Source organism: Bradyrhizobium sp. 197, assembly GCF_023073375.1.
In the GTDB taxonomy this organism is placed as follows: Bacteria; Pseudomonadota; Alphaproteobacteria; order Rhizobiales; family Xanthobacteraceae; genus Bradyrhizobium.
The window spans coordinates 40,236-61,753 of sequence record NZ_JADPJJ010000135.1 but is presented as its reverse complement, the minus strand read 5'-3'; the positions used below and the strand labels follow the sequence as shown (position 1 = coordinate 61,753).

Genomic DNA, 21,518 nt, shown 5'->3' with positions numbered 1-21,518 from the left:
GATGCCGCCATTTGTACATCTCCTTGTCGATGGCGAGAGGCTGTGCACGGCGCGGATGCTGGGAGATGACGACTTTGGCGCCACGCGCTTCGAGCTCGGCGATGATGGCGTTGCTATCGAAGGCCTTATCAGCGATCAGCGCGTTGAAGGCCAATCCCTCGATGAGCGGCGGCACGCCCACCGTATCGAAACGCTGTCCCGGCAGGAGCACGAAGCGCACGAGATTGCCGAGCGCATCGGTGAGCGCCAGAATTTTGGTGGTCATGCCGCCTTTCGAGCGGCCGATCGCCTGGCTTTGCGTCCCCCTTTTGCGCCCTGACCGTGGCGGTGGACCTTGACGATGGTGGCGTCGACCATGGCGTATTCCATGTCGGGATCGTCGGAGATGGCCTCGAACAGCCGCTTCCAGACATCCGCCTTCACCCAGTCGCGAAAGCGCGTGAATGTGCTATTCCAGTGGCCGAACATCGCCGGCAGATCCCGCCAGGGACTGCCGGTTCGGGCGATCCACAGAACGGCCTCGACAAACAGTCGGTTGTCCTTGCCGCTGCGGCCCGGATCTCCCGGCTTGCCAAGACAATGCGGCTCCATCTTCGCCCATTGGGCGTCAGTCAAAACGAATCGGTCCATCCCAAGCTTGAATCACAACCAAGCCCCGATGAGAATCCTGAATCCCAACAGACCCTAGTCGATCGCGCGGATGGCGTGGAAGGGGGAGCGCGTGCGTTGGTCGGGTTCGGGTGTCTCGTCCATCGTCATGCCTTTCATTCCAAACGTCCGCACGCAGATCGTATGGAGCGTAGCGGAATATGAGGAGCCACAAGCGAGAATCCCGGCTTACGCTACAGCGCAATCCGGGCCCCGAATTTCTCACTCCACCAATTCCGGCCACGGCACGATGGTCGACTTCACCGTCTTCATCGCCATGGCGTCCCTGACCGCCTGCGCGACGCCTTCTTCCGTGAAGGGGTAGATCGTCTGCATCTTCAGCCAGGGATATTTGTCGCGGGTGCGATAGAGCATGTCGACGCCGAGCGGAAGATCATTACCGGTAAAGCCCCAGGATCCCAGTACGTTGAGGTCTTTGGTGCAGATGCGGTGCCAGGACGTCTCGATCGAGCCGGCGTCGGTGAACTGGCCCATCTCGACATAGGTGCCGCCGTCGCGCAGCATCTCGATGCCTTCGGGGCCGGCGATCGGATGGCCCGAACAATCCATCACGAGATCGGCGCCGAAGCCCCCGACAATCTCGCGCACGCGCGCGATACGATCTTGCGGCGATTTGATCTCCTCGATGTTCACAGTCGCCTCCGCGCCGAATTCGCGCGCGAGCTTGAGCCGCGGCTCCTCCGGCGCACCGACGCAGATCACGCGCCCTGCTCCCATCTCCTTTGCGGCCGCGACGGCGAGAATGCCGATCGGACCCGAGCCCTGGATCACCACCGTGTCGCCCCAGGTGAAACCGCCGGCTCGGCCAGCGCGGTTGAAGGCGCGAATGCAGGAGGTCAGCGGCTCCGACAACGCGCCCAGCCGCAGCGACATGTCGTCGGGCAATTTGTAGATCTTGGTGCCCGGCAGCATGTCGAGATCGACATAGACATATTCGGCCCAGCCGCCCCACATGTGAGGCGCTTTGTCGAAGCCGAGATATCGGCCGTAATAGACCGGCGTCAGGCACTTGTTGGCTACTTGCGGATAATGGATGCAGTAATAGCAGCGGCCGCAGGGCATCAGCGGCGGGATCATCACTTTCGATCCCACCTTGAGCGGCTTGCTCATGAAGTCCTCGGTGAATTCTTCGCCGCATTCGACGATCACGCCGCCGATTTCATGACCGAGCGTGAACGGCCAAGGCAGCGGCTTCGGCCAATGTCCCTTCAGAATGTGCAGGTCCGTGCCGCAGACGCCGCACGCGCCGACCTTGATCAGCGCGGCCTTTTTGCCGACCTTTGGCCATGGCACGCTGCGGATGACAGGCTCGCTGCCCGGTCCCGCGTGGGTGCAGACGCGGATCTGTTCCATGGCTGTTTCCTCGCTGCCCGCTTTTGTTATGGTTGGTGGTGCGGGCTAACGGGAAGCGTATGTGAGATGCGCGGTTGTGCCAAGGTGCGGTCTCGTAGCCCGCATGAGCGAAGCGGAATGCGCGACCGGCGCTCCCGGATTTCACTGCGCTCCGTCCGGGCTACGGCGCCTGCCACATTCACCGCCGTCATCCTGAGGTGCGAACCTTGCGATGCATTTGCATCGCAAGGTGAAGCCTCGAAGGATGGGCCACAGGCGCTCGCGGCCTATCCTTCGAGGCGCGCAAGGGCGCGCACCTCAGGATGACGGTTGCGCTTGTGGCAGCAGCGCATGGCTGATGTCCAAGCACACCCAAGTATCTTGAGCGCTTACCGGCGAACGTGTAAGGCCCAAGAGTCCCACCCAGGTGCCCTCTTGAACCCCCTTCCCCAAAATCCTGTCGCTGCGTCCGGATCGTTCGCGGCGATGAAGTCGGTGCCGTACCGGCTCCAGTTCATGGCTTACGTGCTGGCGATGATGGCTGACAATATCGAGCATGTGATCAGCTATTGGGTGGTGTTCCAGAAATTCCATTCGCCGGCGCTCGCGGGCTTTGCCGTGCTGTCGCACTGGCTGCCGTTCCTGTTGTTCTCGGTCGCGGTCGGGGGGCTCGCCGACCGCTTCGATCCGCGCCGCATCATCCAGTGCGGCATGCTGCTGTTCATCGTGGCGTCGAGCGGATGGGGCTTCTTCTTCATCACCGATACGATCCAGATGTGGCACGCGATGCTGCTGCTGGTGGTCCATGGCTGCGCCGGCGTGCTGTGGCAGACGCCGAACCAGCTCCTGCTCTACGACCTCGTCGGCCCGGCGGATCTTCCGAGCGCGGTGCGGTTGAACGCGATGGCGCGCTATCTCGGCATTTTGGTCGGACCTGCCGTCGGCGGCATCATCATGCTCACGCTCGGCACCTCGCATGGCATCATCTTCAACACGCTGTTCTACTTGCCGATGCTGCTGTGGCTGTTCTGGGCGCCGGTGCGCGACAACAGCGTGGCCGTGCGGCGCTTCGCCGTGCGCGGCCTTGCCGACATCATGCTGACGATGCGCGCGATCGGCACGGAGCCGGTGCTGACGGCGATGACATCGCTTGCCGGCCTCACCTCCTTCATGATCGGCAACGCCTATCACGCGCAGATGCCGGGCTTTGCCGGCGATCTCGGCCACGGCGATCCCGGAATCTCCTACAGCGTGCTGCTCGCGGCCGATGCTGCCGGCGCGCTGCTCGCGGGCATCGCGCTGGAATCCTGGGGACGGCTCAAGGGCACGCCGCGCACCGCGATCATGCTCGCGATGTTGTGGAGCGTGGCGCTGCTCGGCTTCGCCTCGGTGCGGATCTATCCGGTTGCGATCGTGCTGTTGTTCTTTGCAGGCTTCTTCGAGCTGTCGTTCAACACCATGGCGCAAGCGCTGGTGCAGTTGAACGCGCCGTCCGACATTCGCGGTCGCGTCGTCGGCCTCTACAACATGGCGGGGCTCGGGATGCGGGCGTTCAGCGGCATCACCGTCGGGATATCAGGTGCGGCGATCGGCATTCACTGGTCGCTCGGCCTGTCGGCCGCGGTGCTGCTGGCGCTGCTGTGTCTCCTGTACCAGAGCGCGGTGAGGAAGGCAGCCGGTTGACTCCGACCTCGCTCCACCGCACCCTCGATACAGGGCTGGGGAGATGAGGCGTTGCGCAATCGCTGGGGCATTCTTGCTATCCTGTTCGTCGTTCGCCTCACCATTGCGTTCCAGTTCCAGAGCGTGGCTGCGGTCGCGCCGCTGCTGCAACAGACTTTTGGAGTCGGGCTCGCCGATATCGGCATCCTGATCGGGCTGTATTTCACACCCGGCATCGTGCTGGCGCTGCCGGGCGGCGCGATCGGCCGGACCCTTGGCGACAAGCCCACGACCATCGCGGCACTGCTGCTGATGACGGCCGGCAGCCTCGTCATGGCCGCCACCGATGTCTGGGGCTGGCAGATGGCGGGCCGGCTTGCCTCCGGCGCCGGCGGCGTGCTGCTGACCGTGCAGCTCACCAAGATGGGCACCGACTGGTTTGCCGGCAAGGAGATCGCCACCGCGATGGCGATCTTCGTCAACTCCTGGCCGGCGGGCGTTGCGATCTCGCTCCTGGTGCTGCCGGCGATCGGCACCGCCTATGGCGCGGGCGCCGTGTTCCTCGTGGCCGGTGCGCTGACCGCGATCGGCATTGTGCTGATCACGTTTTATCAACCGCCGCCGGGAGCCACTGCCATCGCAGCCGGCTCCGGGCGGCTTGATCCGCTTGCTCTCTTGGCGGTGATCGTCGCGGGCGCGATCTGGGGCCTCTATAATGTGGGCTTCGCCATGATCTTCTCGTTCGGCCCGTCATTGCTCGCCGAGCGCGGCTGGAGCATTGCCGCGGCGGGATCGGCGATCAGCCTCGTGATGTGGCTGTCGGTGATCTCGGTGCCGGCAGGCGGCTATCTCGCCGATCGCTTCAAGCGGCCGCTCGTGCTTGCGATCGCGGCCAGCCTCGTGGTGGCGGGAATGCTGGCTTGGCTGACCCGGTCCGACGCCGTGATCACGATCCTGGTCCTGATCGGCCTGATCGGCGGCCATCCGGCCGGCCCGATCATGAGCCTGACCGCCCGCGTGCTCGTGCCGGAAACGAGAGCGATCGGGATGGGCGTGTTCTACACTCTCTTCTATGCCGCGATGATGCTGGGACCGGCGGTGGCGGGCCGGCTCGCCAAATCGGCCGGGACCGCCGCGGTCGCGCTCGACCTCGGCGCACTGACGGTGCTGGCGTGCCCGCCGCTGATGTGGCTTTTCGAGCGCATCGTGTCTGTCCGTAATCGACGCGCCCAATCCTAACGCGGCATTAACCCTGTGCACCTTAGGGTCGTCCCGGACTCCGCCAGGCGGGGGGTCGGGTTGTGAAAATGGCGTTGGCGAACAAAAAATTTCTTCCGGCCGCCGAGGAACGTCGGCGTTTCCAGCGGGTAAAGGTTCACCTGCTCGGCCGCTACATGCTGCCGGACCGCCGTGAATTCCCCTGCCAGGTAATCAACATGTCGCCGGGCGGGCTGGCACTGCTGGCCCCCGGCATCGGCAATGTCGGCGATCGCGTGGTCGCCTATCTCGATCATATCGGCCGCGTCGAGGGCAAGATCACCCGCATCATCGACAATGGCTTCGCCATGACAGTGGGTGCGACGCCGCGCAAGCGCGACAAGCTCGCCGCACAGCTCACCTGGCTCGCCAACCGCGACATCCTCAATCTGCCGGAAGACCGCCGCCACGACCGTATCGTGCCGCGCAACCCGATCGCGGTGCTGACGCTCGAGGACGGCACCAAGATGACCTGCCGCATCATCGACCTCTCGCTGTCAGGCGCCGCCATTGCCGCCGAGAACCGGCCGCCGCTGAACTCGACGGTTCTGCTCGGCCGGGTGCAGGGCCGCGTGGTCCGAAACCTCGAAGATGGCTTCGCGCTCGAGTTCATGCATTCGCAGCCGATCGAGACACTCGAAGAGAGCGTTACCGCACGGTAAAGCGCGAAGGCGCCAAAACCACTGTATTTCAAGCCCTGAAGGCGGCCTCCGCGATGCGGACGCCGCCTTTTTCATGGGTCGTGACGAGCCTGGCGCGGGTTAACGCGAGGGCTGCGAACGCGTGCAAACAACAGTTCCGGCAGCGTTTCCGCGTTAATCGATAAAATTTGAATCAATTGCAGTCATATCGAATTTTATTCGAACTTTAGTCAAGTATAGTTTGAATTCGTCGCGCCTTTTACTTGTATTCGTCTCGACTTTACTTGGCCGATTTAGCGGCAACTCAAAAGCTGCGTGCGCAATGTGGTCCCAACAAGAAACGGGGGCCGCAATGTTTGATTTCAGGGGACAGGGGAAGGGAATGGCGCTGGCCGCCATCCTCTTCGGGATGAGCACGGCAGCGCAGGCCGGCGAAGGCCGTCTGCTCTATGCAAGCCTGGGCGACACCACGCGTTCGCCGATCGGCTGGGTCGAATTCTGTGCGGATAATGCCGCTCAGTGCCAGGGCGCGCCGACGCAACCGCGCGACATCGTGATGTCGCAGGCCGCATGGCGCGACCTCGTCAAGGTCAATCGCTGGGTCAACGAGACCGTCAAGCCTTTGACCGACCAGGAGCACTGGGGCGTGATCGAGAAGTGGTCGCTGCCGTCGGACGGTTACGGCGACTGTGAAGACTACGTGCTGTTGAAGCGCAAGATGCTGATCGATGCCGGATGGCCGCGCGAGGCCCTGCTCATCACCGTCGTGCGCGACAAGAAGGGTGAAGGACACGCGGTGCTGACGGTGAAGACCGACAAGGGCGAGTTCGTTCTCGACAATCAGAACGAGAACGTCGTTGCCTGGACGGAGACCGGCTACCGCTTCGTCAAGCGACAATCGCAGAGCGATCCCAACGTCTGGGTTTCGCTGGGCGATACCAGGCCGGCGGTCTCCACCGCCAGCGCAAGAGACCAGTAAGAACGAGACAAGGAGTTACGCGACCCGGTCACATCCCCACCCCTCCCCGTCCCAGACCGGTTCGCGCGCGGCCAGGCTTCCCCCAAAGCCTGGCCGCAACTTTTTTGGGGATGTCGCTTTCGTTCAGTCCTGCTGCGTCTGCCGCGACCAGGGCACGCGCGCGGCGGTGAAATCGCGCCACGTGCTTTGCAGGGCGGGCTGCACCCCGACCGACGCGCGCGCCTGCCAGCCGGCGATCGCCGCCGCGGCGGTGGCGCTGTCAGGCTCGGCACCGAGCCCTTCGAGCAATGATGCCGTGACCGCCATGTCATTGAAGGCGCCGAGTTGCTCCTGCAAGCCGGCGAGCCTGCGCGAGAATTTTCGCGCGGATTTGCGGTCCTCGTAGAGCGGCAGCAGGAACTCGCTGAGATAGCGCAGCCGCTTGGTCGCGAGCCGCACCCGGTGCAGATCTTCCGCCGCAAGCGACTTGAAGCGGCGGCCGCGCTTGAGCAGCTTCGCATGTTGCTCCGACAGAATGCGCTGCGCGAAGTTGACGGCGGGCTCGGCGAGCCGGCCGGGGTCTCCGGCGGCGACGTCGTTACGCCAGCCCCGCGTCTCGATCCAGTTTCCGAGGCCGATCAGGAACGCGGTGCAGCGGCAATCGTCAAGCGCGTGATGCGCCTTGCGATAGGCGTCGGACCGACGCGCGGCCGCAACCCGGCCCAGCGCATCGAAGCCTGCGACCGACGGACAGGCCTTTGCGATGGTCGGCAAGGTCTCGAGCCGGAACACGTCCCAGTCACGCGCGGCGGAGAGGTCTTGCGCCAGCCATCTGGCTTCCGACCGCAGCGCATCGAGATTGCTGAGCGCGCCGACCGATCGCATCAGGTCCAGCGCCGATCGAAGCCTGCGCAGCGAGACGCGAAGCTGATGCACCCCTTCCGGATTGCGACCGTCCTCGGCCGCGGGCAGTGATTGAAGCAAATGGAGGAAGCAGGAGCGCAGGATCGTCGCGAACGCCTCGTCGAGCGTAACCGACGCATCGAGGCGAAGTTTTCGCGGACGTCGCGCCGAGGGCGGTTTGTTGGCGGCAAGATCGAAGCCGCGCGCCGATTTGGTGCGAACCGACGGCTTCACCGCCCCGTGCTCGGCAAGCCGCAATGCGATCTCGTAGATCGCGCTCGCGCTGCCGCTCTTCAGCTCAAGTTCGATCTCGCTCACCGGTAACGTCCGGTCGCCGGCCGTGAGGACGCCCCGGTCAAACGCGATTTCGACCGTGCCGGACGGCAGGTCAATCATCCGCGCATGACGATGAACGTCGGCCGTGAACACCGCTTCGAGCGGCTGCGCTTCGAGATGGCTGGGAAGCTTCTCCGCAATGAAGGGCATCGCCAGAGCCAGGTCGGGCGCAAGCGACGACACCCTCGCCTCCCACTCGCCGCGGCGCAGTGGATCATCCACCGCATCGGTTTTCACGGTTTGCACGAAGCGTGCGCCGCTCTGACGAACGCGCAAGCTCAAGCCGTTGCGACGCAGCGTCCGTTCCGGCGTGTCATAATAGACCGACTTGAGATGTTTGCGCGCGCCCTTGTTGCGCGCGTTCGCCGCGATGACCGGCGCTGCGTTGAAATGCGCCATGCGATCGGCATCGACGAGAAGCTTGAGCTCGATTTCACCGGCGTGCCGCGCGGCGGCGTTCGACTGGGTTGGCCCGGGTGCGGGCGTCGTCTCTTGCGATGGCGTCTGGTCGATCACAGCGCCCTCGATGATCCCTGGTTCCGCGCCGGGCTCGGCCGGTTCACGCTGCCTGAAGAAGCCGGCGACGACTTGCATTCTCTTGTCGTCTTTCGAGACAGGATTCCCGTCCGGCGCGCTCGAAGTCTTGCGAGCCGGCTTAGCGTCTGATTGAGCATTCCCGGTGACATGACACTTCAATGACAGAGCGCCATTCTATAGCCGGTACCGTCCGCAAGGAATAGTCACGTTACGCCGCGGTGTGTGGCCGTCGACACGATGTCACGCGCAAAAATCGGGCAACGCCTGTCACAATCCGGGGTAATGATGCGAATTAAATTGCTGCACTGCGCGTGCGCGTCAGCGCGCCAGACTGTTCTTGTAGATCCTGCCGCCCTTCATGATCAGCACAAAATTCTTCGCGGGATCTTCGACGAGATTGATGTTGTCGAGCGGATTGCCGTCGACCAGCAAGAGATCGGCAAGCGCGCCCTCCTCCACCACGCCGAGCTTACCTGGGTAAGGATTGCGCAGGCCTGACAGATTCAGCAGCTCCGCATTGGTCGACGTCGCCATCGCCAGCGCTTCGGCCGGTGTGTACCAGCGCGTCAGCGCGGCCAACATCGAGCCCTGCTTGTCCGCCAAAGCCTTCGAGAACAGCACGTCAGTGCCGAACGCGGTCTTGATGCCGTACTTCTTCGCCAGCGCGTAGACGCGATCGGTGCCGGCAACCACCTGCCGCATCTTGTCCTGCTCTGCTGGCCCCAACCCCGCCGCCGCGGAGAGGTCGAGGAATGGCTGCGTGCTGAGCCAGACGCCCTTCTCCGCGATCAGCTGCGCGCTCGCCTCGTCCATGAGATGACCGTGCTCGATGCATCTGACGCCGGCTGCGATCGAACGCTGGATCGCGACCGGTGTGTAGGCGTGCGTGGCGACATAGGTGCCCCAATTCTCCGCGGCTTCGACTGCCGCGCGCAGCTCCGGCTCGGTGAAGGTGGAGACGTCGAGCGGGCTGAAGGGCGACGCAACGCCGCCGCCCGCGGTGAGCTTGACCTGCGAAGCACCCTGCATGAGCTGCTCGCGCGCGCGCACGCGCACCTCGTCGGGACTGTCGGCGACCATGCTGCCGCCGATCCGCTCCATGCGGCTGAGCATGCCGCCGATGGTGCGCGGCAGATCGGAGAGCTGGCGGAAATCGCCATGACCGCTGGTGATGGTGATGATGGCGCCCGAGGGATAGATGCGGGGACCGGCGACAAGATCCTCGTCGATGGCCTGCTTGAGGCCGAAGCTCGGCCCGCCCATGTCGCGCACGGTGGTGAAGCCGCGCATCAGCGTCGCGGTCGCCTCGCTGGCCGCAAGCAGGTTGTTGTAGCCGATATCGCCTGCGAGCGCGGCCATCGGCGTCGGGCGCACCAGCATCGTGTGCCAATGCGCATCGATCAGCCCCGGCATCAGCACGCGGCCGCCGCCGTCGATCACCTGACCGGTGGCTGCGATGTCGGCAGTCGATATCTTCTCGATCTTCCTGTCCCTGACCAGAACATTGGACGCAACCGAGAGCGTCGCGTTCTTTCCGTCGAAAATCCTGACGTTACGGAACAGGACGGCAGCGTCCTGCTGGGCCGCCGCAGGCGACGCATTGCAGAGAAGCACTGCAAGCAGCATCGCGAGCCCGCCCCGCACTTTCAATCCCGGCATGATCTCCCGCTCCAGAACCCAACCGCGCGATGGTAGTTGATGCCTCGTGCCCCGTGGAGTCAATTTGCAACCCTAGAGAGATTCTGCAGTTCAGCCATCCAGCTGCGGCAAAGGTGCACCGCGAACTTTACTCGGGAAGATCAGGAAACTGAGTAAGCGCGGCTGTCTCACATACATCGAACTCAAATCAAATGCAGACGCTGCAAAAGTCCACGATCAACGCCAGATTGCAATTTGCGCATTCGAGAGTACGATCGTGCCGGCCTGCTCGACTGGGGAGAGAAGTAACAGGGGCCGCGAGCGCAGGCGCGAAATGACGAGGCGCAACATGGTGGCACAAACAACTGACGGACACGTCATGCTGGTCAAGAAACTCGGCGGACTCCTCGCAATCATCATCGGATGTCTGCTGACGGGAATCGGCGTGACCTTCGAATACGGCGGCACGACGTTCGCCGGCGTTCTCTTCCTGATCCTCGGCGCGATCCTGCTCGTGCTGAAGATCATGAAGCGCAACGAAGGGTCTTCGCTGCCGTAGCCAAACGATGCGGTTCGTTAGGCGCCCAGCACGTCCGCGAGCCGCAACTCGTCGGCGGCGGGATCTTTCAGAAACAGCTCGGCCTCGATCTCGTTCAGATGCGACAACATCTGTGCGCGGGCGACCGCTCTGTCGCGTTTGCGGATCGCGGCGACGATGCCGGCGTGATGATCAGTGCCGCAGGCCGGCGTGTCGTGGCGGCGATAGAGCAGGATGATGAGCGAGGAGCGCGCGATCAGCTCCTTCAGGAAACCGAGATAGATGCTGTGACCACTCATCTCGGCGACGAGGCGATGAAAGTCGCCGGAGAGCCGGACCGAGGCGCGCGCGTCGCCGCGTGATTCCGCCTCGCGTTCCTCGGCAAGATGCCGCTGGAGACGATGGATCCAAGCCGGTGACACCGCGTCAACGGCGTGATCGACGATCGTCGGCTCGACCAGGCGGCGCGCCTCGAACACTTCGCGGGCATCCGCAGGCGTCGGGCGTGCGATGAAGGCGCCGCGGTTCTTCTCGATGTTGACGATGCCCTCGTGCGCGAGCTGCTGGAGCGCGGTGCGAACCAGCGTGCGGCTTGAGCCGTAGATCTCGCCGATCTCGTCCTCGCCGAGTTTCGTACCCGGCAGCAGACGATGCTCGAGGATCGCCGCGGTCACGCCTTCCCGGATGCGGCTGACGCGATCGTTCGCATCTGGCGCGTCGGATTTCGGTCGGGACTTGGCGGCCATGGGTGTGAGGACTCGATCGGCAACGTTCGGCCTCGAAATGGTAGTCGACGAGCTGTATCCAATCACAGGCGAAACTTTATACAATCCGCGCCTGTTTTGTGTGCACGCAATTGCGAAGGCAAGCGAGCCACCGAGACGCACGAGATTCGATCTAACGATCTGACTCCGCTGCACTGTTTTGCAATTCGGCCAGCCCAGGACGATTCAAGCGCGCTTGGCACGGACCTTGCGGAGAGAGGCGAAGCATCGCCCTCTTCCCGGACACGCTATGGCCACTCCCGCCGCTCTCGAACTGGTCGCCGTCACCAAGCGTTACGACACGACGCTGGCGGTCGACACCGTCAATCTGAAGATCCCGGCAGGCACCTATTGCTGCCTGCTCGGCCCCTCCGGCTGCGGCAAGACTTCGACCTTGCGCATGATCGCGGGCCACGAGCCGGTCAGCGAAGGCGACATCATCCTTGGCCCGCAAAACGTCACCGACCTCGAGCCCGCCAAGCGCGGTACAGCGATGATGTTCCAGTCGTACGCGCTGTTTCCGCACCTGACCGTGCTCGACAATGTTGCGTTTGCCCTGAAAATGCGCCGCGTCGACCGCGCTATCAGGCACAAGCGTGCCGGCGAACTGCTCGAGCTCGTCGCAATGAGCTCCTATGCCGGCCGACTGCCGGCCCAGCTCTCCGGCGGCCAGCAGCAGCGCGTGGCGCTCGCCCGCGCGCTGATCACCGAGCCGCAGATCCTCTTGCTCGACGAGCCGCTCTCCGCGCTCGATCCGTTCCTGCGGGTCAGGATGCGCGGCGAGCTGAAGCGGCTGCAGCGCGAGCTCGGCATCAGTTTCATCCAGGTCACCCACGGCCAGGAAGAGGCAATGGCGCTTGCCGACCACATCGTGGTGATGAACCAGGGCAAGATCGAGCAGCAGGGCTCGGCCCGCGACATCTTCCATCACCCCAGCACCGAATTCGTGGCGCGCTTCATCGGCGGTCACAACGTCCTCAGCGACGCCGGCAAACTCATTGCCGTGCGCGCCGATCAACTCGGCATCAGGCCGTTTGTTGAGGGTGCGTTCGGCGCACCGGCGCTGCTGGCCCAGACCGAGTACCAGGGCTCCTATGTCGCCGTCTCGCTTACGCTCGACGACGGCACTGCCTTGTTCGCCCACGTTCCCGAGACCGTGTTCGACGCCCGCCCTTTCCGTCCGGGCGATCGCGTGCTGGTCACCTGGGATCCCGCCAAGGCGCAGCGCCTGCAATAGCGGCCATCGATCAAAAATGCGCAACAGAGGAGTGACTGGTATGACCGAGACGACCAAAAAGACCGGCGTCAGCCGCCGCACGCTATTGAAGAGCACCGCTGGTCTCGCCGGCCTTGCCGCCGGCTCCGGCGCCATCACCGGCTTCCCCTACGTGATGTCGGCCGAGCCGAAGGTGCTGCGCTATCTCGGCACCGCCGTGAACGAGGGCGACGACATCTCCAAGCAGTGCCTGAAGGACACCGGCATCAAGATCGAATACATCACCGCGACCACCGACGACGTCACCAAGCGCGTCATGACCCAGCCGAACTCCTTCGACGTGCTGGACACCGAATATTTCTCGCTGAAGAAGATCGTGCCGTCGGGCAACATCCTTGCCCTCGACTCCAGGAAGATCAAGGAATTCGACAACATCACGCCCGTCTTCACCAAGGGCCAGACGCCCGGCGGCAAGAAGATCGGCGGCCAGGGCACCGCGCCCTGGAAGGTGCTGTATCTCGAAGGCAAGGACTCCAAGAAGTTCGCGACGTCGGCGACCGAATTCGTCACGCTGATTCCGACCGTCTACAACGCCGACACGCTCGGCGTCCGTCCCGACTTGATCAAGCGGCCGATCAGCTCGTGGGCCGAGCTGCTCAATCCCGAGTTCAAGGGCAAGGCCTCGATCCTCAACATCCCCTCGATCGGCATAATGGATGCCGCGATGGTCGTGGAAGCCTCCGGCAAATACAAATATGCCGACAAGGGCAACATGACCAAGGAAGAGATCGATCTCACCATGAAGGTGATGATCGAAGCGAAGAAGGCCGGCCAGTTCCGCGCGTTCTGGAAGGACTTCAACGAGAGCGTCAACCTGATGGCGTCGGGCGAGACCGTGATCCAGTCGATGTGGTCGCCGGCGGTGACGAAGGTGCGCTCGATGGGGATCGCCTGCACCTTCCAGCCGCTTAAGGAAGGCTATCGTTCCTGGGCTTCCGGCTTCTGCGTCTCCAAGGGCGTGTCGGGCGCCAAGCTCGAATGGGCCTACGAGTTCGTCAACTGGTTCCTGGCCGGCTATGCCGGCGCCTATCTCAACCGCCAGGGCTATTACTCCGCCGTGCTCTCCACCGCGAAAGCGCATATGGAGCCCTACGAGTGGGCCTACTGGATGGAAGGCAAGGCAGCCGAGAAGGACATCAAGGCGCCCGACGGCTCGCTGCTCGAAAAGGCCGGCGCCGTGCGCGACGGCGGCTCCTACGAGGACCGCATGGGCGGCGTTGCCTGCTGGAACGCGGTGATGGACGAGAACGACTACATGGTCCGCAAGTGGAACGAGTTCATCGCGGCGTAATTTGATGGACACGTCGGAGGACATCCTGCAACAGGCATCCCCGGACCTCGTCCGGGGATCAGGCACAGCGCGCGCCGCGAAAGCGCCGCGCCTGTCGCCATCCTTCGTCTCCTGGCTCCAGGCCGGGCCGATGATGTTGGTGTTTCTCGCCTTCTTCTTGATCCCGCTGGTCTTCGTCGTCATCGTCTCCTTCTGGGACTACAACGAATACCAGTTGCTGCCGGCCTTCTCGGGCCGCGGCTACACCGACACGTTCGAGGGCTGCATCGCGCAGCTTCCCGATCTCTGCACCATCGCCAAGACCTATTTGAAAACGCTGAAGCTGTGCTTTCTGGTCTGGGCAATCACGCTGTTCATCGGCTTCTGGGTCGCCTATTTCCTGGCCTTCCACGTCAAGTCCAGGACCTGGCAGATGGGATTGTCGCTGCTCTGCACGATCCCGTTCTGGACCTCCAACGTGATCCGCATGATCGCCTGGATCCCGCTGCTCGGGCGCAACGGCCTGGTCAATTCCGGTCTGGTCAAGACCGGTGCGATCAATCAGCCGCTGGAATGGCTGCTGTTCTCCGAATTCTCCGTGGTGCTGGCGCTGGTCCACCTCTTCACCTTCTTCATGGTGGTGCCGATCTTCAATTCGATGGTGCGCATCGACAAGTCGCTGATCGAGGCCGCCTATGACGCCGGCGCCACCGGCTTCCAGACGCTCGTCAACGTCATCATCCCGCTGGCCAAACCCGGCATCGTGATCGGCTCGATCTTCGTCATCACCATCGTGATGGGCGACTTCATCACCATCGGCGTGATGGGCGGCCAGCAGATCGCGGCCGCCGGCAAGATCATCGAGACGCGGGTGAACGCGCTGCAATTCCCGGCAGCGGCCGCAAACGCCGTGATCCTGCTCATCATCACCTTCCTGATCATCACCATGATGTCGCGCATCGTCGACATCAAGAAGGAGCTATAGGCGATGAAGGAGGGACGCCCGCGCAGCTTCTACGTGCTCGCGATCTTCTTCGCGGCCTACACGCTGTTCCTCTACGGCCCGATGATCGCGATCTACGTCCTGTCGTTCCAGGGGCCGCAGGGCGGCCTCACCTTCCCCATGAACGGCGTCTCGACCTTCTGGATCGCAAAACTGTTCCAGGGAACTGGCATCGTCGATCTCGGCGCGGCCTTTCGCCGTTCGCTGCTGCTTGGCATCATCGTGATGATCGTTACCGTCGTGCTGTCGGTTGCGGCCGGCATGGCGTTCCGCAGGAAGTTCAAGGCGCAAAGCATCTTGTTCTATTCGGCGATCGCGAGCCTCATCGTTCCCTCGATCATCACCTCACTCGGCATCTCGCTTGAATTCCGCATCATCGACGATCTGATCAAGGCGCATTGGAACGAGAACTTCGAAACCTCGATGGGCCTGCTGACCTCGGGCCTTGGCGCACATCTGACCTGGACGCTGCCATTCGGCCTGCTCATCATGTTCGCGATCTTCAACCGCTTTGATCCCCGGCTCGAAGAAGCCGCACGCGACCTCGGTGCGACGCCGTGGCAGGCCTTCCGTCATGTCGTGCTGCCGATCATCCTGCCGTCGGTGATCGGCATCGGTCTGTTCGGATTCACGCTGTCCTGGGACGAGCTGGCGCGCTCGAGTCAGGCGATCGGCGCGGTGAATACATTGCCGCTCGATCTCCAGGGCCTTACCACGACGGTGACGAACCCGGATATCTATGCGCTCGGCACTATCATCTCCGCGGTGTCGTTTGCGGTGATCACGGTTGCGCTCGGCACCATCCACATGCTCAACAAGCGGCAGGCGGCGAAGGGCTCGGACGCCGGCAAGGGACTTGTCTGATGCGGCTTCACGTCGTCAATCCCAACACGACGGCGTCGATGACGACGAAGATCGCCGCTGCCGCGCGCGCGATCGCCCTGCCCGACACATTGATCGATGCGCGCCAGCCGGCGATGGGCCCGGTCTCGATCGAGGGATTTTACGACGAGGCCTTTGCGGTGCCCGGCATGCTCGGCTGCATCCGCGACGCCGATCGCGACGGCGCGGACGCCCACATCATCGCCTGCTTCGACGACACCGGCCTCGACGCCGCGCGCGCGATCGCGACGGCACCGGTGATCGGCATTGGCGAAGCGGGCTTCCACATGGCGAGCCTGATCGCTGCGCGCTTCGCCGTGGTGACGACGCTCGGTGTCTCCATCGTGCCGATCGAGCATAATCTGAAGAAGTACGGTCTCATCGAGCGCTGTGCCCGCGTCCGCGCTGCCGAGGTGCCGGTGCTCGCGCTTGAGGAGCGCAATACTGATGCGCTCGCAAAAATCTCCGCGGAGATCACAGCCGCGATCCGCGACGACCGCGCGGAGGCCATCGTGCTCGGTTGCGCCGGCATGGCCGATCTCGCTGCAGAACTCGCCGCCACGCACGGCCTGCCCGTGATCGACGGCGTCGCCGCAGCAGTGACCTTGGCGGAATCACTGGTGCGCCTGGCGCTGAAGACCTCCCGGCTCGGGCCCTATGCGGCGCCGCGATCGAAGACCTATGCCGGGCCGCTTTCTCTGTTTCAGCCCTGATCCCTACCCTGATGAGACCTTCGGATGTCTCAAGGCCTGTGTTTGCTGGCTTTTTTTGCTCTTAGCCTCTTTTTGGTCCCATTCCTTGCCGAAACGTAACGTTTTCGGGACACCCCGGTGATCTCAGGGTTGCCGGTTTCGCCACTCGCCAAGTTTCAATTTGGGTTTGTCAGCGATGATCGATCTCGCAGAGGACGCACCGTCCAACCCCCTTCTTCGTCTCGGTGCCCAGCCCATCGCGCTGACCGCCGCCGCCCTCTTCCTGCTGATCGCCGGCATGACCTCGATCGCGATCTGGCGCGCCTATACCGGCTCAGCTCCTGAGACCGACCGGGTGGTGGCGTCGCGGCAGCTTCAGGCCCGCACCGCACAGGCCTCCGAGCAGCTGTTCGAGAAGACCAAGGGACTGGAGGCGACCCAGCAGGAATCGATCGACCAGCTCCAGGTCGTGCAGGACCAGCTCCAAACGGTGAAGCGGTTGCTCGCATTCCAGCAGGCCGACACCAAGCGCCTGTCCGAGCAGGTCGCAACGCTGAACGAGTCGATCGACGGCCTGCGGCAGTCCTTTGCCAGCGTCCGGACGACCGAGGTGGAGACCCCCTCGGTTACCCGCAGGAAACCGGTGCGGCAGCGCGTCCACGCCAGCGCGCGCAAGCGCTCGCGCGGCTGAGCTGCTCGCGACGCGGCTTTAAATTTTTTGACTTGTGAACTGGATCACATTCGCCAGTATGAATCTGAGCGATGCTAGCCGTTACCGGATGGCGTGAGCCGATTTCAATGTCCGGGGCTGGCAAGGTCGTTGACGGTATACTGCGTCGACGACCTTGTTTTTTGATGGGTACAGCGCCTATTCGCAGACATCCACACGGCGGATACGCCAGCCTGACGGCGTCATGACGCGCTTCCGCACGACGTAGCAGCCGCCATAGCCACCATCGTCGTAGCCGGTACCATAGTAATACGAATTGCCGTAATAGGGTTGGCCGTAGCCGTAATAGCCGCCGTAGTAGCCGGCTCCGGCGATACCCGCCCCGATCGCGATTCCCGGCCAGAAGCCGCCGCCACGCCAGCCGCCGCCATGACTCCAGCCACCGCCATGGCCCCAGCCACCGCCATGGCCCCAACCGCCGCCGTGGCCCCAGCCGCCGCCGCCGTGACCGAAACCGCCGCGCGCCTGGGCCGCCTCCGGGGCCGACAGCCCGACTATCGCGACGGCCAGCGCCGCCATCATCATCTTGCGTAACATCACTCGATCCTCCGCGTGGACGCGCTCCACGCCTCAAAGCAGGACCAAGCTAGCGTCCCTTGGGCATTCCGGACAGCTATACTGCCTCACTTCCGCGCGAGCATCAGCAGCCGCGGCAGATGCTCTTGAGCTTCTTGTCGAGCAGCCGGTTCTCGGTGTTGACGGTGGCATCAGCCTCACCTGCGCCTGTGCCGGTGCCGGTGGTGACGCCGGGCGAACCACCAGATGATTGCGCCGTACCCAGGCTGTTGGTGCCGGGTGGCGAGGCGGGAGAGTTTGAGACACCACCACTACCCGTGCCGGTCGATCCAGCGGAGCCGGTTGCGCCGCCGGTCGCTTGCGCGAACGATACGGCCGGCATCGCCGCAAGGACAAAGATCACGAGGACGGTCTTGAGGAGGACTGTGGACAATCTGGCCATCGGAAATTCTCCTTCGCCGGTCAACGGCCGCAGCCAAGGCCGGTTCCGGAACAAAGGCCGTTGCATCAACTTGAAAGCGGCAAGGCAGGCACGATCATGCCCAAACCAAACGCGTTCGACGCGGCAAAACCGACAGGCGAAATCACGATGACGGATCGCGATCCTCTTGCAGAGGGCGAACGTTCCGCGCGCGAGAACATCCCGGCAGCAGCCAATCCATACCGGGACGGCAGCAACGAGCATGCGTTGTGGGCCGCCGGGCACGAGAAGGTCGCCGGCGCGATCGAAGCGAGCGAGTCCGAGGGAAGCTGACGCGCGGGTGTTTCTACGGTACGAAACCAAATGCCGGCCGCGCACGGCCTGCGTGCATCTCAGCCGATCCGTTTCAGGCCCTTGGCGAACCGCGGACCGTTTGCGGCATAGAATCTGGCTGCGCTCCCCATCTTCTGGACCTGGCTGTCGTCGAGCGTGCGGATCACGCGCGCCGGCGAGCCGATGATCAGGGACCGTTCGGGGAATTCCTTGCCCTCGGTGATGACGGACCCGGCGCCAACGATGCTGTTGCGGCCGATCCTGGCGCCGTTCATCACGATCGAGCCCATGCCGATGAGCGCGCCCTCCTCGATGGTGCAGCCGTGCAGGATGACATTGTGGCCGACCGTGCAGTTGCTGCCGATGACGAGGGGAAAGCCGAGGTCGGTGTGGCAGGTCGAGCCGTCCTGTACGTTGGCACCCTCGCCGATCTCGATCCACTCATTGTCGCCGCGCAGCACGGCACCGAACCAGACGCTCGCACCCGGCTTCAGCCGCACGCGGCCGATCACGGTGGCGGTCTCCGCGATGTAGTAATTGCCGTCGGCGGGAAGGTCGGGCGCCTGCCCGTCGAGCTCGTAGATCGCCATGAGGGTCTCCTGTCACGCTAAGACTGGCATAGCGAAACGGAGGCCTCGACGCAAAGGGCCGCCGCGCCGGCAGCTCTTAAAGCGCGCGCATCAGACCAGAACGCCGGCCGCGCGCAGCGTCATCAGGAAGAAGGTGCCGCTCATCATGCTCCAGAAGCCGGCGATGACGGTCGCCATCATCACGAACTCGACTCGGCGGCTTTCCACCTGCATGCCGCGCAGGGTGTTGCGCATGATGATGAAGGGCGCCGCGAACACCAGGAACGGAACCGCCGCGAAGGTCTTCGGCGCCACGCCGTCCTGCAGCAGGCCGAAGCCGGCAGGCCGCTGTGCGACCGCCTGGTATCCGCTCACGAGTGCGCCCGCGAGCGCAAAACCGATGAAGATGGAGAAGAAAGTGTTGAGAGCTTCAGGTGTCATCGGAACGGTCCGCCTTACGCAACGCCGGAGCCTTCCTGTGACAAATAGGGCTGGTTAACGCTACATTATCCTTAAGGGAAGGTTAACGCCGCCGGCTATCCCGCGCAGGCCCCTCTCCCTTTCCCGCAGCCGGCGAACGCTCCGCGAAATCGCCGCCGCGTGGCATATTCGCGGCTGATTCGTCGGCCATCGGCCGACTTCGGACTCATTCGCGCGGCTCATGACGGTGTTTTCGGCAACCTCTCCTCAGTCCCCCCGAACGCGAACCCGGGCGCATGTCGTCCCGATCTTGCTCGGCGGCGCGGCCGCGGTGTGCGCGGTCGCGCTCGTCGCCTATTTGTTGTGGCCGACCTGGGGCAGTAGCGGCGCGAACGCCCCGGACAAGCTGCCGGTGAGCGTCGGCGGTACGCTGTTCAACCTGCCGATGACAGCGATCCGCATGAAGATCCAGCGCCACTCCGGGCCGCAGGAGCGGATCGATCTCGACTTCCTGTACCCTTCGCTGGAACCGCCGGGCGCGCCGAAGCACGTCACCGCCGATAGCGTGGATGCGGCAATGCAGCCGATCGACCGCATCTTCCTGTCGATCGCCGCGCATCGCGATGCGCTCTCGCCCGAGCAGCGTACCGCCACGATATATCCGCGCTATCTCGACCAGGCTGCGGCGATGCCCGCGGACGGGCTGACGATGCGGATGTTCCGCGCCGATACGCCTTACGGCAGCGAGGATTTCTATTCTGCTGCAAGTCCCGCGCTGACCGCGCGCTGTACGCGCGATGCAGCGACGCCCGGCATGTGCCTGTCCGAACGCCGCGTCGGCGGCGCCGACCTCACCTTCCGCTTTCCGAGGAGTTGGCTCTCGCAATGGCGCGATGCGGCGGAAGCGATGGACCGGCTCGCCGCGCAGTTGCGCGGGCCGCGGCTCTAACACTCGTGGTGACGATTATTCCTGATCGACGAGATCGTCCTCGAGGATCGCCATCTGGAATTGGAACGAGCGATCGTCGTCCTCGTCGTCGACGAAGAGCACGCCGATGAATTCCTCGCCGATATAAACCTCGGCGGAATCATCCTTCTTCGGCCGCGGCACGACGCGGATCTTGGAATTGCCGAATACGCGCTTCAAGTACGCGTCGAGCTTCCTAACTTCCTTGACGTCCACGGTAAGTCTCCAATCGAAATCTGGGTTGGCGGGGTTTTAGGACGAGACGCGACCAACCGCCAGCATGAATTGCCAAAGAATTTGGGGACCAAACGGCGGGAAAATCCGGCCCTTCTGACAAGCTCAAAGCCCCGTCTCAGAGTCCCGTCTCAGAGTCCCATGGCGTTGATCATCTGATCCATGGTGCGCGACGGCTCGGCGCAGCCGGCTTCGCCGACGACCTTGGCGGGCACGCCCGCGACCGTGACGTTGTGCGGCACGGGCTTGACCACGACCGAGCCGGCCGCGATGCGCGCGCAATGGCCGATCTCGATGTTGCCGAGGATTTTTGCGCCGGCGCCGATCAGGACGCCGTGACGGATTTTCGGATGGCGGTCCTCGTTCTCCTTGCCGGTGCCGCCGAGCGTGACGCCGTGCAGGATCGAGACGTCGTCCTCGATCACGGCGGTCTCACCGCAGACGAAGCCGGTGGCGTGGTCGAGGAAGATGCCGCGGCCGATGCGCGCGGCAGGATTGATGTCGGTCTGGAACACCGCAGACGCGCGGCTCTGGAGATAATACGCAAAATCCTTGCGGCCCTTCAGCCAGAGCCAGTGCGCGAGGCGATGGGTCTGGATGGCGTGAAAGCCCTTGAAGTAGAGCAAGGGATCGATGAAGCGCGAGGTCGCGGGGTCGCGGTCGTAGACGGCGACGAGGTCGGCGCGGAAGGCGTTGCCGAGATCGGGATCGTCGCGCAGCGCCTCGTCATAGGTCTGGCGCACGAGATCGCCCGACAGCGCGGAGTGATCGAGCCGGTCGGCGACACGATGGATCACCGCATCTTCCAGGCGGCTGTGGTGCAGCACCGTCGAATAGATGAAGGTCGCAAGCTCCGGCTCGCGGTGGACGATGTCCTCAGCTTCGCCGCGGATCCGATCCCAGATCGGATCAAGCGTTGCGAGCTTCCCTCCCGGATTGACCTGATGCACTGCCATGGGATCTGTTCTTT

At 63.7% G+C, this 21,518-nt stretch carries 23 protein-coding genes and 1 pseudogene; 13 read left to right on the top strand and 11 right to left on the bottom strand.

The genetic code is table 11. The features are described 5' to 3' along the window. Both IVB27_RS29935 and IVB27_RS29930 read right to left on the bottom strand, forming a co-directional pair. Window positions 1-630, bottom strand: a pseudogene (locus IVB27_RS29935) (IS5 family transposase); the annotation flags it as partial. A 240-nt stretch (window positions 631-870) separates the two neighbouring features. Continuing rightward, window positions 871-2,022, bottom strand: coding sequence for a zinc-binding dehydrogenase (locus tag IVB27_RS29930; protein WP_247446471.1), 1,152 nt, complete (start codon window positions 2,020-2,022; stop codon window positions 871-873). 414 nt (window positions 2,023-2,436) lie between these two features. On the opposite strand from IVB27_RS29930, the gene IVB27_RS29925 reads away from it, so the two are divergent. The 4 genes from IVB27_RS29925 to IVB27_RS29910 all read left to right on the top strand — a co-directional run bounded on the left by IVB27_RS29925 (window position 2,437) and on the right by IVB27_RS29910 (window position 6,540). Beyond that, window positions 2,437-3,684 (top strand): MFS transporter, encoded by a 1,248-nt coding sequence (locus IVB27_RS29925; protein ID WP_256468475.1) that lies wholly within the window; start codon window positions 2,437-2,439, stop codon window positions 3,682-3,684. A 51-nt stretch (window positions 3,685-3,735) separates the two neighbouring features. Further along, complete coding sequence (locus tag IVB27_RS29920) at window positions 3,736-4,902, top strand: MFS transporter (RefSeq protein ID WP_247446469.1); 1,167 nt, start codon at window positions 3,736-3,738, stop codon at window positions 4,900-4,902. A 68-nt stretch (window positions 4,903-4,970) separates the two neighbouring features. After that, the gene (locus tag IVB27_RS29915; protein ID WP_247353131.1) at window positions 4,971-5,582 is read left to right on the top strand and encodes a PilZ domain-containing protein; all 612 of its coding nucleotides are present in this window, start codon (window positions 4,971-4,973) and stop codon (window positions 5,580-5,582) included. A 331-nt stretch (window positions 5,583-5,913) separates the two neighbouring features. After that, window positions 5,914-6,540: a transglutaminase-like cysteine peptidase gene (locus IVB27_RS29910; RefSeq protein WP_247446468.1), complete on the top strand. Its 627-nt coding sequence runs from the start codon at window positions 5,914-5,916 to the stop codon at window positions 6,538-6,540. 123 nt (window positions 6,541-6,663) lie between these two features. Here the strand turns inward: IVB27_RS29910 and IVB27_RS29905 are convergent, their stop codons facing one another. Beyond that, the gene (locus IVB27_RS29905; protein WP_247446467.1) at window positions 6,664-8,352 is read right to left on the bottom strand and encodes a CYTH and CHAD domain-containing protein; all 1,689 of its coding nucleotides are present in this window, start codon (window positions 8,350-8,352) and stop codon (window positions 6,664-6,666) included. A gap of 261 nt (window positions 8,353-8,613) precedes the next feature. Next, on the bottom strand, window positions 8,614-9,921 hold the full coding sequence (locus IVB27_RS29900; protein WP_524536527.1) for a metal-dependent hydrolase family protein: 1,308 nt from the start codon (window positions 9,919-9,921) through the stop codon (window positions 8,614-8,616). A gap of 361 nt (window positions 9,922-10,282) precedes the next feature. On the opposite strand from IVB27_RS29900, the gene IVB27_RS29895 reads away from it, so the two are divergent. After that, on the top strand, window positions 10,283-10,492 hold the full coding sequence (locus IVB27_RS29895) for an FXYD domain-containing ion transport regulator (protein WP_247338804.1): 210 nt from the start codon (window positions 10,283-10,285) through the stop codon (window positions 10,490-10,492). 17 nt (window positions 10,493-10,509) lie between these two features. On the opposite strand, the gene IVB27_RS29890 is transcribed toward IVB27_RS29895, so the two are convergent. Continuing rightward, on the bottom strand, window positions 10,510-11,217 hold the full coding sequence (locus IVB27_RS29890; protein ID WP_247446463.1) for a GntR family transcriptional regulator: 708 nt from the start codon (window positions 11,215-11,217) through the stop codon (window positions 10,510-10,512). Window positions 11,218-11,485: 268 nt separating this feature from the next. On the opposite strand from IVB27_RS29890, the gene IVB27_RS29885 reads away from it, so the two are divergent. From IVB27_RS29885 to IVB27_RS29860, 6 genes are all read left to right on the top strand, one after another. Further along, window positions 11,486-12,472 (top strand): ABC transporter ATP-binding protein, encoded by a 987-nt coding sequence (locus IVB27_RS29885; protein WP_247446462.1) that lies wholly within the window; start codon window positions 11,486-11,488, stop codon window positions 12,470-12,472. A 40-nt stretch (window positions 12,473-12,512) separates the two neighbouring features. Next, window positions 12,513-13,802 carry an ABC transporter substrate-binding protein gene (locus tag IVB27_RS29880; RefSeq protein ID WP_247338808.1) on the top strand — a complete coding sequence of 430 codons (1,290 nt, stop codon included), beginning with the start codon at window positions 12,513-12,515 and terminating at the stop codon, window positions 13,800-13,802. A 4-nt stretch (window positions 13,803-13,806) separates the two neighbouring features. Further along, a complete protein-coding gene (locus tag IVB27_RS29875; protein ID WP_247446461.1) occupies window positions 13,807-14,766 on the top strand; it encodes an ABC transporter permease in 960 nt (319 codons plus the stop codon). Between the two features lie 3 nt (window positions 14,767-14,769). Further along, window positions 14,770-15,648, top strand: a complete 879-nt coding sequence (locus tag IVB27_RS29870; RefSeq protein WP_247446460.1) for an ABC transporter permease — start codon at window positions 14,770-14,772, stop codon at window positions 15,646-15,648. Next, entirely contained in the window at window positions 15,648-16,379 is a 732-nt protein-coding gene (locus tag IVB27_RS29865; RefSeq protein WP_247446458.1) for an aspartate/glutamate racemase family protein, read from the top strand. The genes IVB27_RS29870 and IVB27_RS29865 overlap by 1 nt, the downstream gene beginning before the upstream one ends. A gap of 175 nt (window positions 16,380-16,554) precedes the next feature. Continuing rightward, window positions 16,555-17,049, top strand: a complete 495-nt coding sequence (locus IVB27_RS29860) for a hypothetical protein (RefSeq protein ID WP_247446457.1) — start codon at window positions 16,555-16,557, stop codon at window positions 17,047-17,049. A gap of 177 nt (window positions 17,050-17,226) precedes the next feature. Here the strand turns inward: IVB27_RS29860 and IVB27_RS29855 are convergent, their stop codons facing one another. Continuing rightward, window positions 17,227-17,625, bottom strand: a complete 399-nt coding sequence (locus IVB27_RS29855; RefSeq protein ID WP_247446456.1) for a hypothetical protein — start codon at window positions 17,623-17,625, stop codon at window positions 17,227-17,229. Window positions 17,626-17,728: 103 nt separating this feature from the next. Continuing rightward, entirely contained in the window at window positions 17,729-18,046 is a 318-nt protein-coding gene (locus tag IVB27_RS29850; RefSeq protein WP_247338819.1) for a hypothetical protein, read from the bottom strand. 96 nt (window positions 18,047-18,142) lie between these two features. Between IVB27_RS29850 and IVB27_RS29845 the strand changes: the two genes are divergently transcribed. Further along, entirely contained in the window at window positions 18,143-18,358 is a 216-nt protein-coding gene (locus IVB27_RS29845; RefSeq protein WP_247339183.1) for a hypothetical protein, read from the top strand. Between the two features lie 59 nt (window positions 18,359-18,417). On the opposite strand, the gene IVB27_RS29840 is transcribed toward IVB27_RS29845, so the two are convergent. Together IVB27_RS29840 and IVB27_RS29835 are read right to left on the bottom strand one after the other, a co-directional pair. Continuing rightward, window positions 18,418-18,948 carry a gamma carbonic anhydrase family protein gene (locus IVB27_RS29840; protein ID WP_247446455.1) on the bottom strand — a complete coding sequence of 177 codons (531 nt, stop codon included), beginning with the start codon at window positions 18,946-18,948 and terminating at the stop codon, window positions 18,418-18,420. Between the two features lie 90 nt (window positions 18,949-19,038). Next, complete coding sequence (locus IVB27_RS29835; protein ID WP_247338823.1) at window positions 19,039-19,368, bottom strand: DUF6949 family protein; 330 nt, start codon at window positions 19,366-19,368, stop codon at window positions 19,039-19,041. A 220-nt stretch (window positions 19,369-19,588) separates the two neighbouring features. Here IVB27_RS29835 and IVB27_RS29830 point away from each other — a divergent pair, with 220 nt between their 5' ends. Continuing rightward, window positions 19,589-20,296 carry a hypothetical protein gene (locus tag IVB27_RS29830; RefSeq protein WP_247446454.1) on the top strand — a complete coding sequence of 236 codons (708 nt, stop codon included), beginning with the start codon at window positions 19,589-19,591 and terminating at the stop codon, window positions 20,294-20,296. A gap of 15 nt (window positions 20,297-20,311) precedes the next feature. Here IVB27_RS29830 and IVB27_RS29825 read toward each other — a convergent pair whose 3' ends face one another. After that, complete coding sequence (locus IVB27_RS29825) at window positions 20,312-20,530, bottom strand: DUF3126 family protein (RefSeq protein ID WP_027567779.1); 219 nt, start codon at window positions 20,528-20,530, stop codon at window positions 20,312-20,314. 149 nt (window positions 20,531-20,679) lie between these two features. Next, window positions 20,680-21,504 (bottom strand): serine O-acetyltransferase, encoded by an 825-nt coding sequence (gene cysE / locus IVB27_RS29820; RefSeq protein ID WP_247338828.1) that lies wholly within the window; start codon window positions 21,502-21,504, stop codon window positions 20,680-20,682. Window positions 21,505-21,518 lie beyond the last annotated feature (14 nt).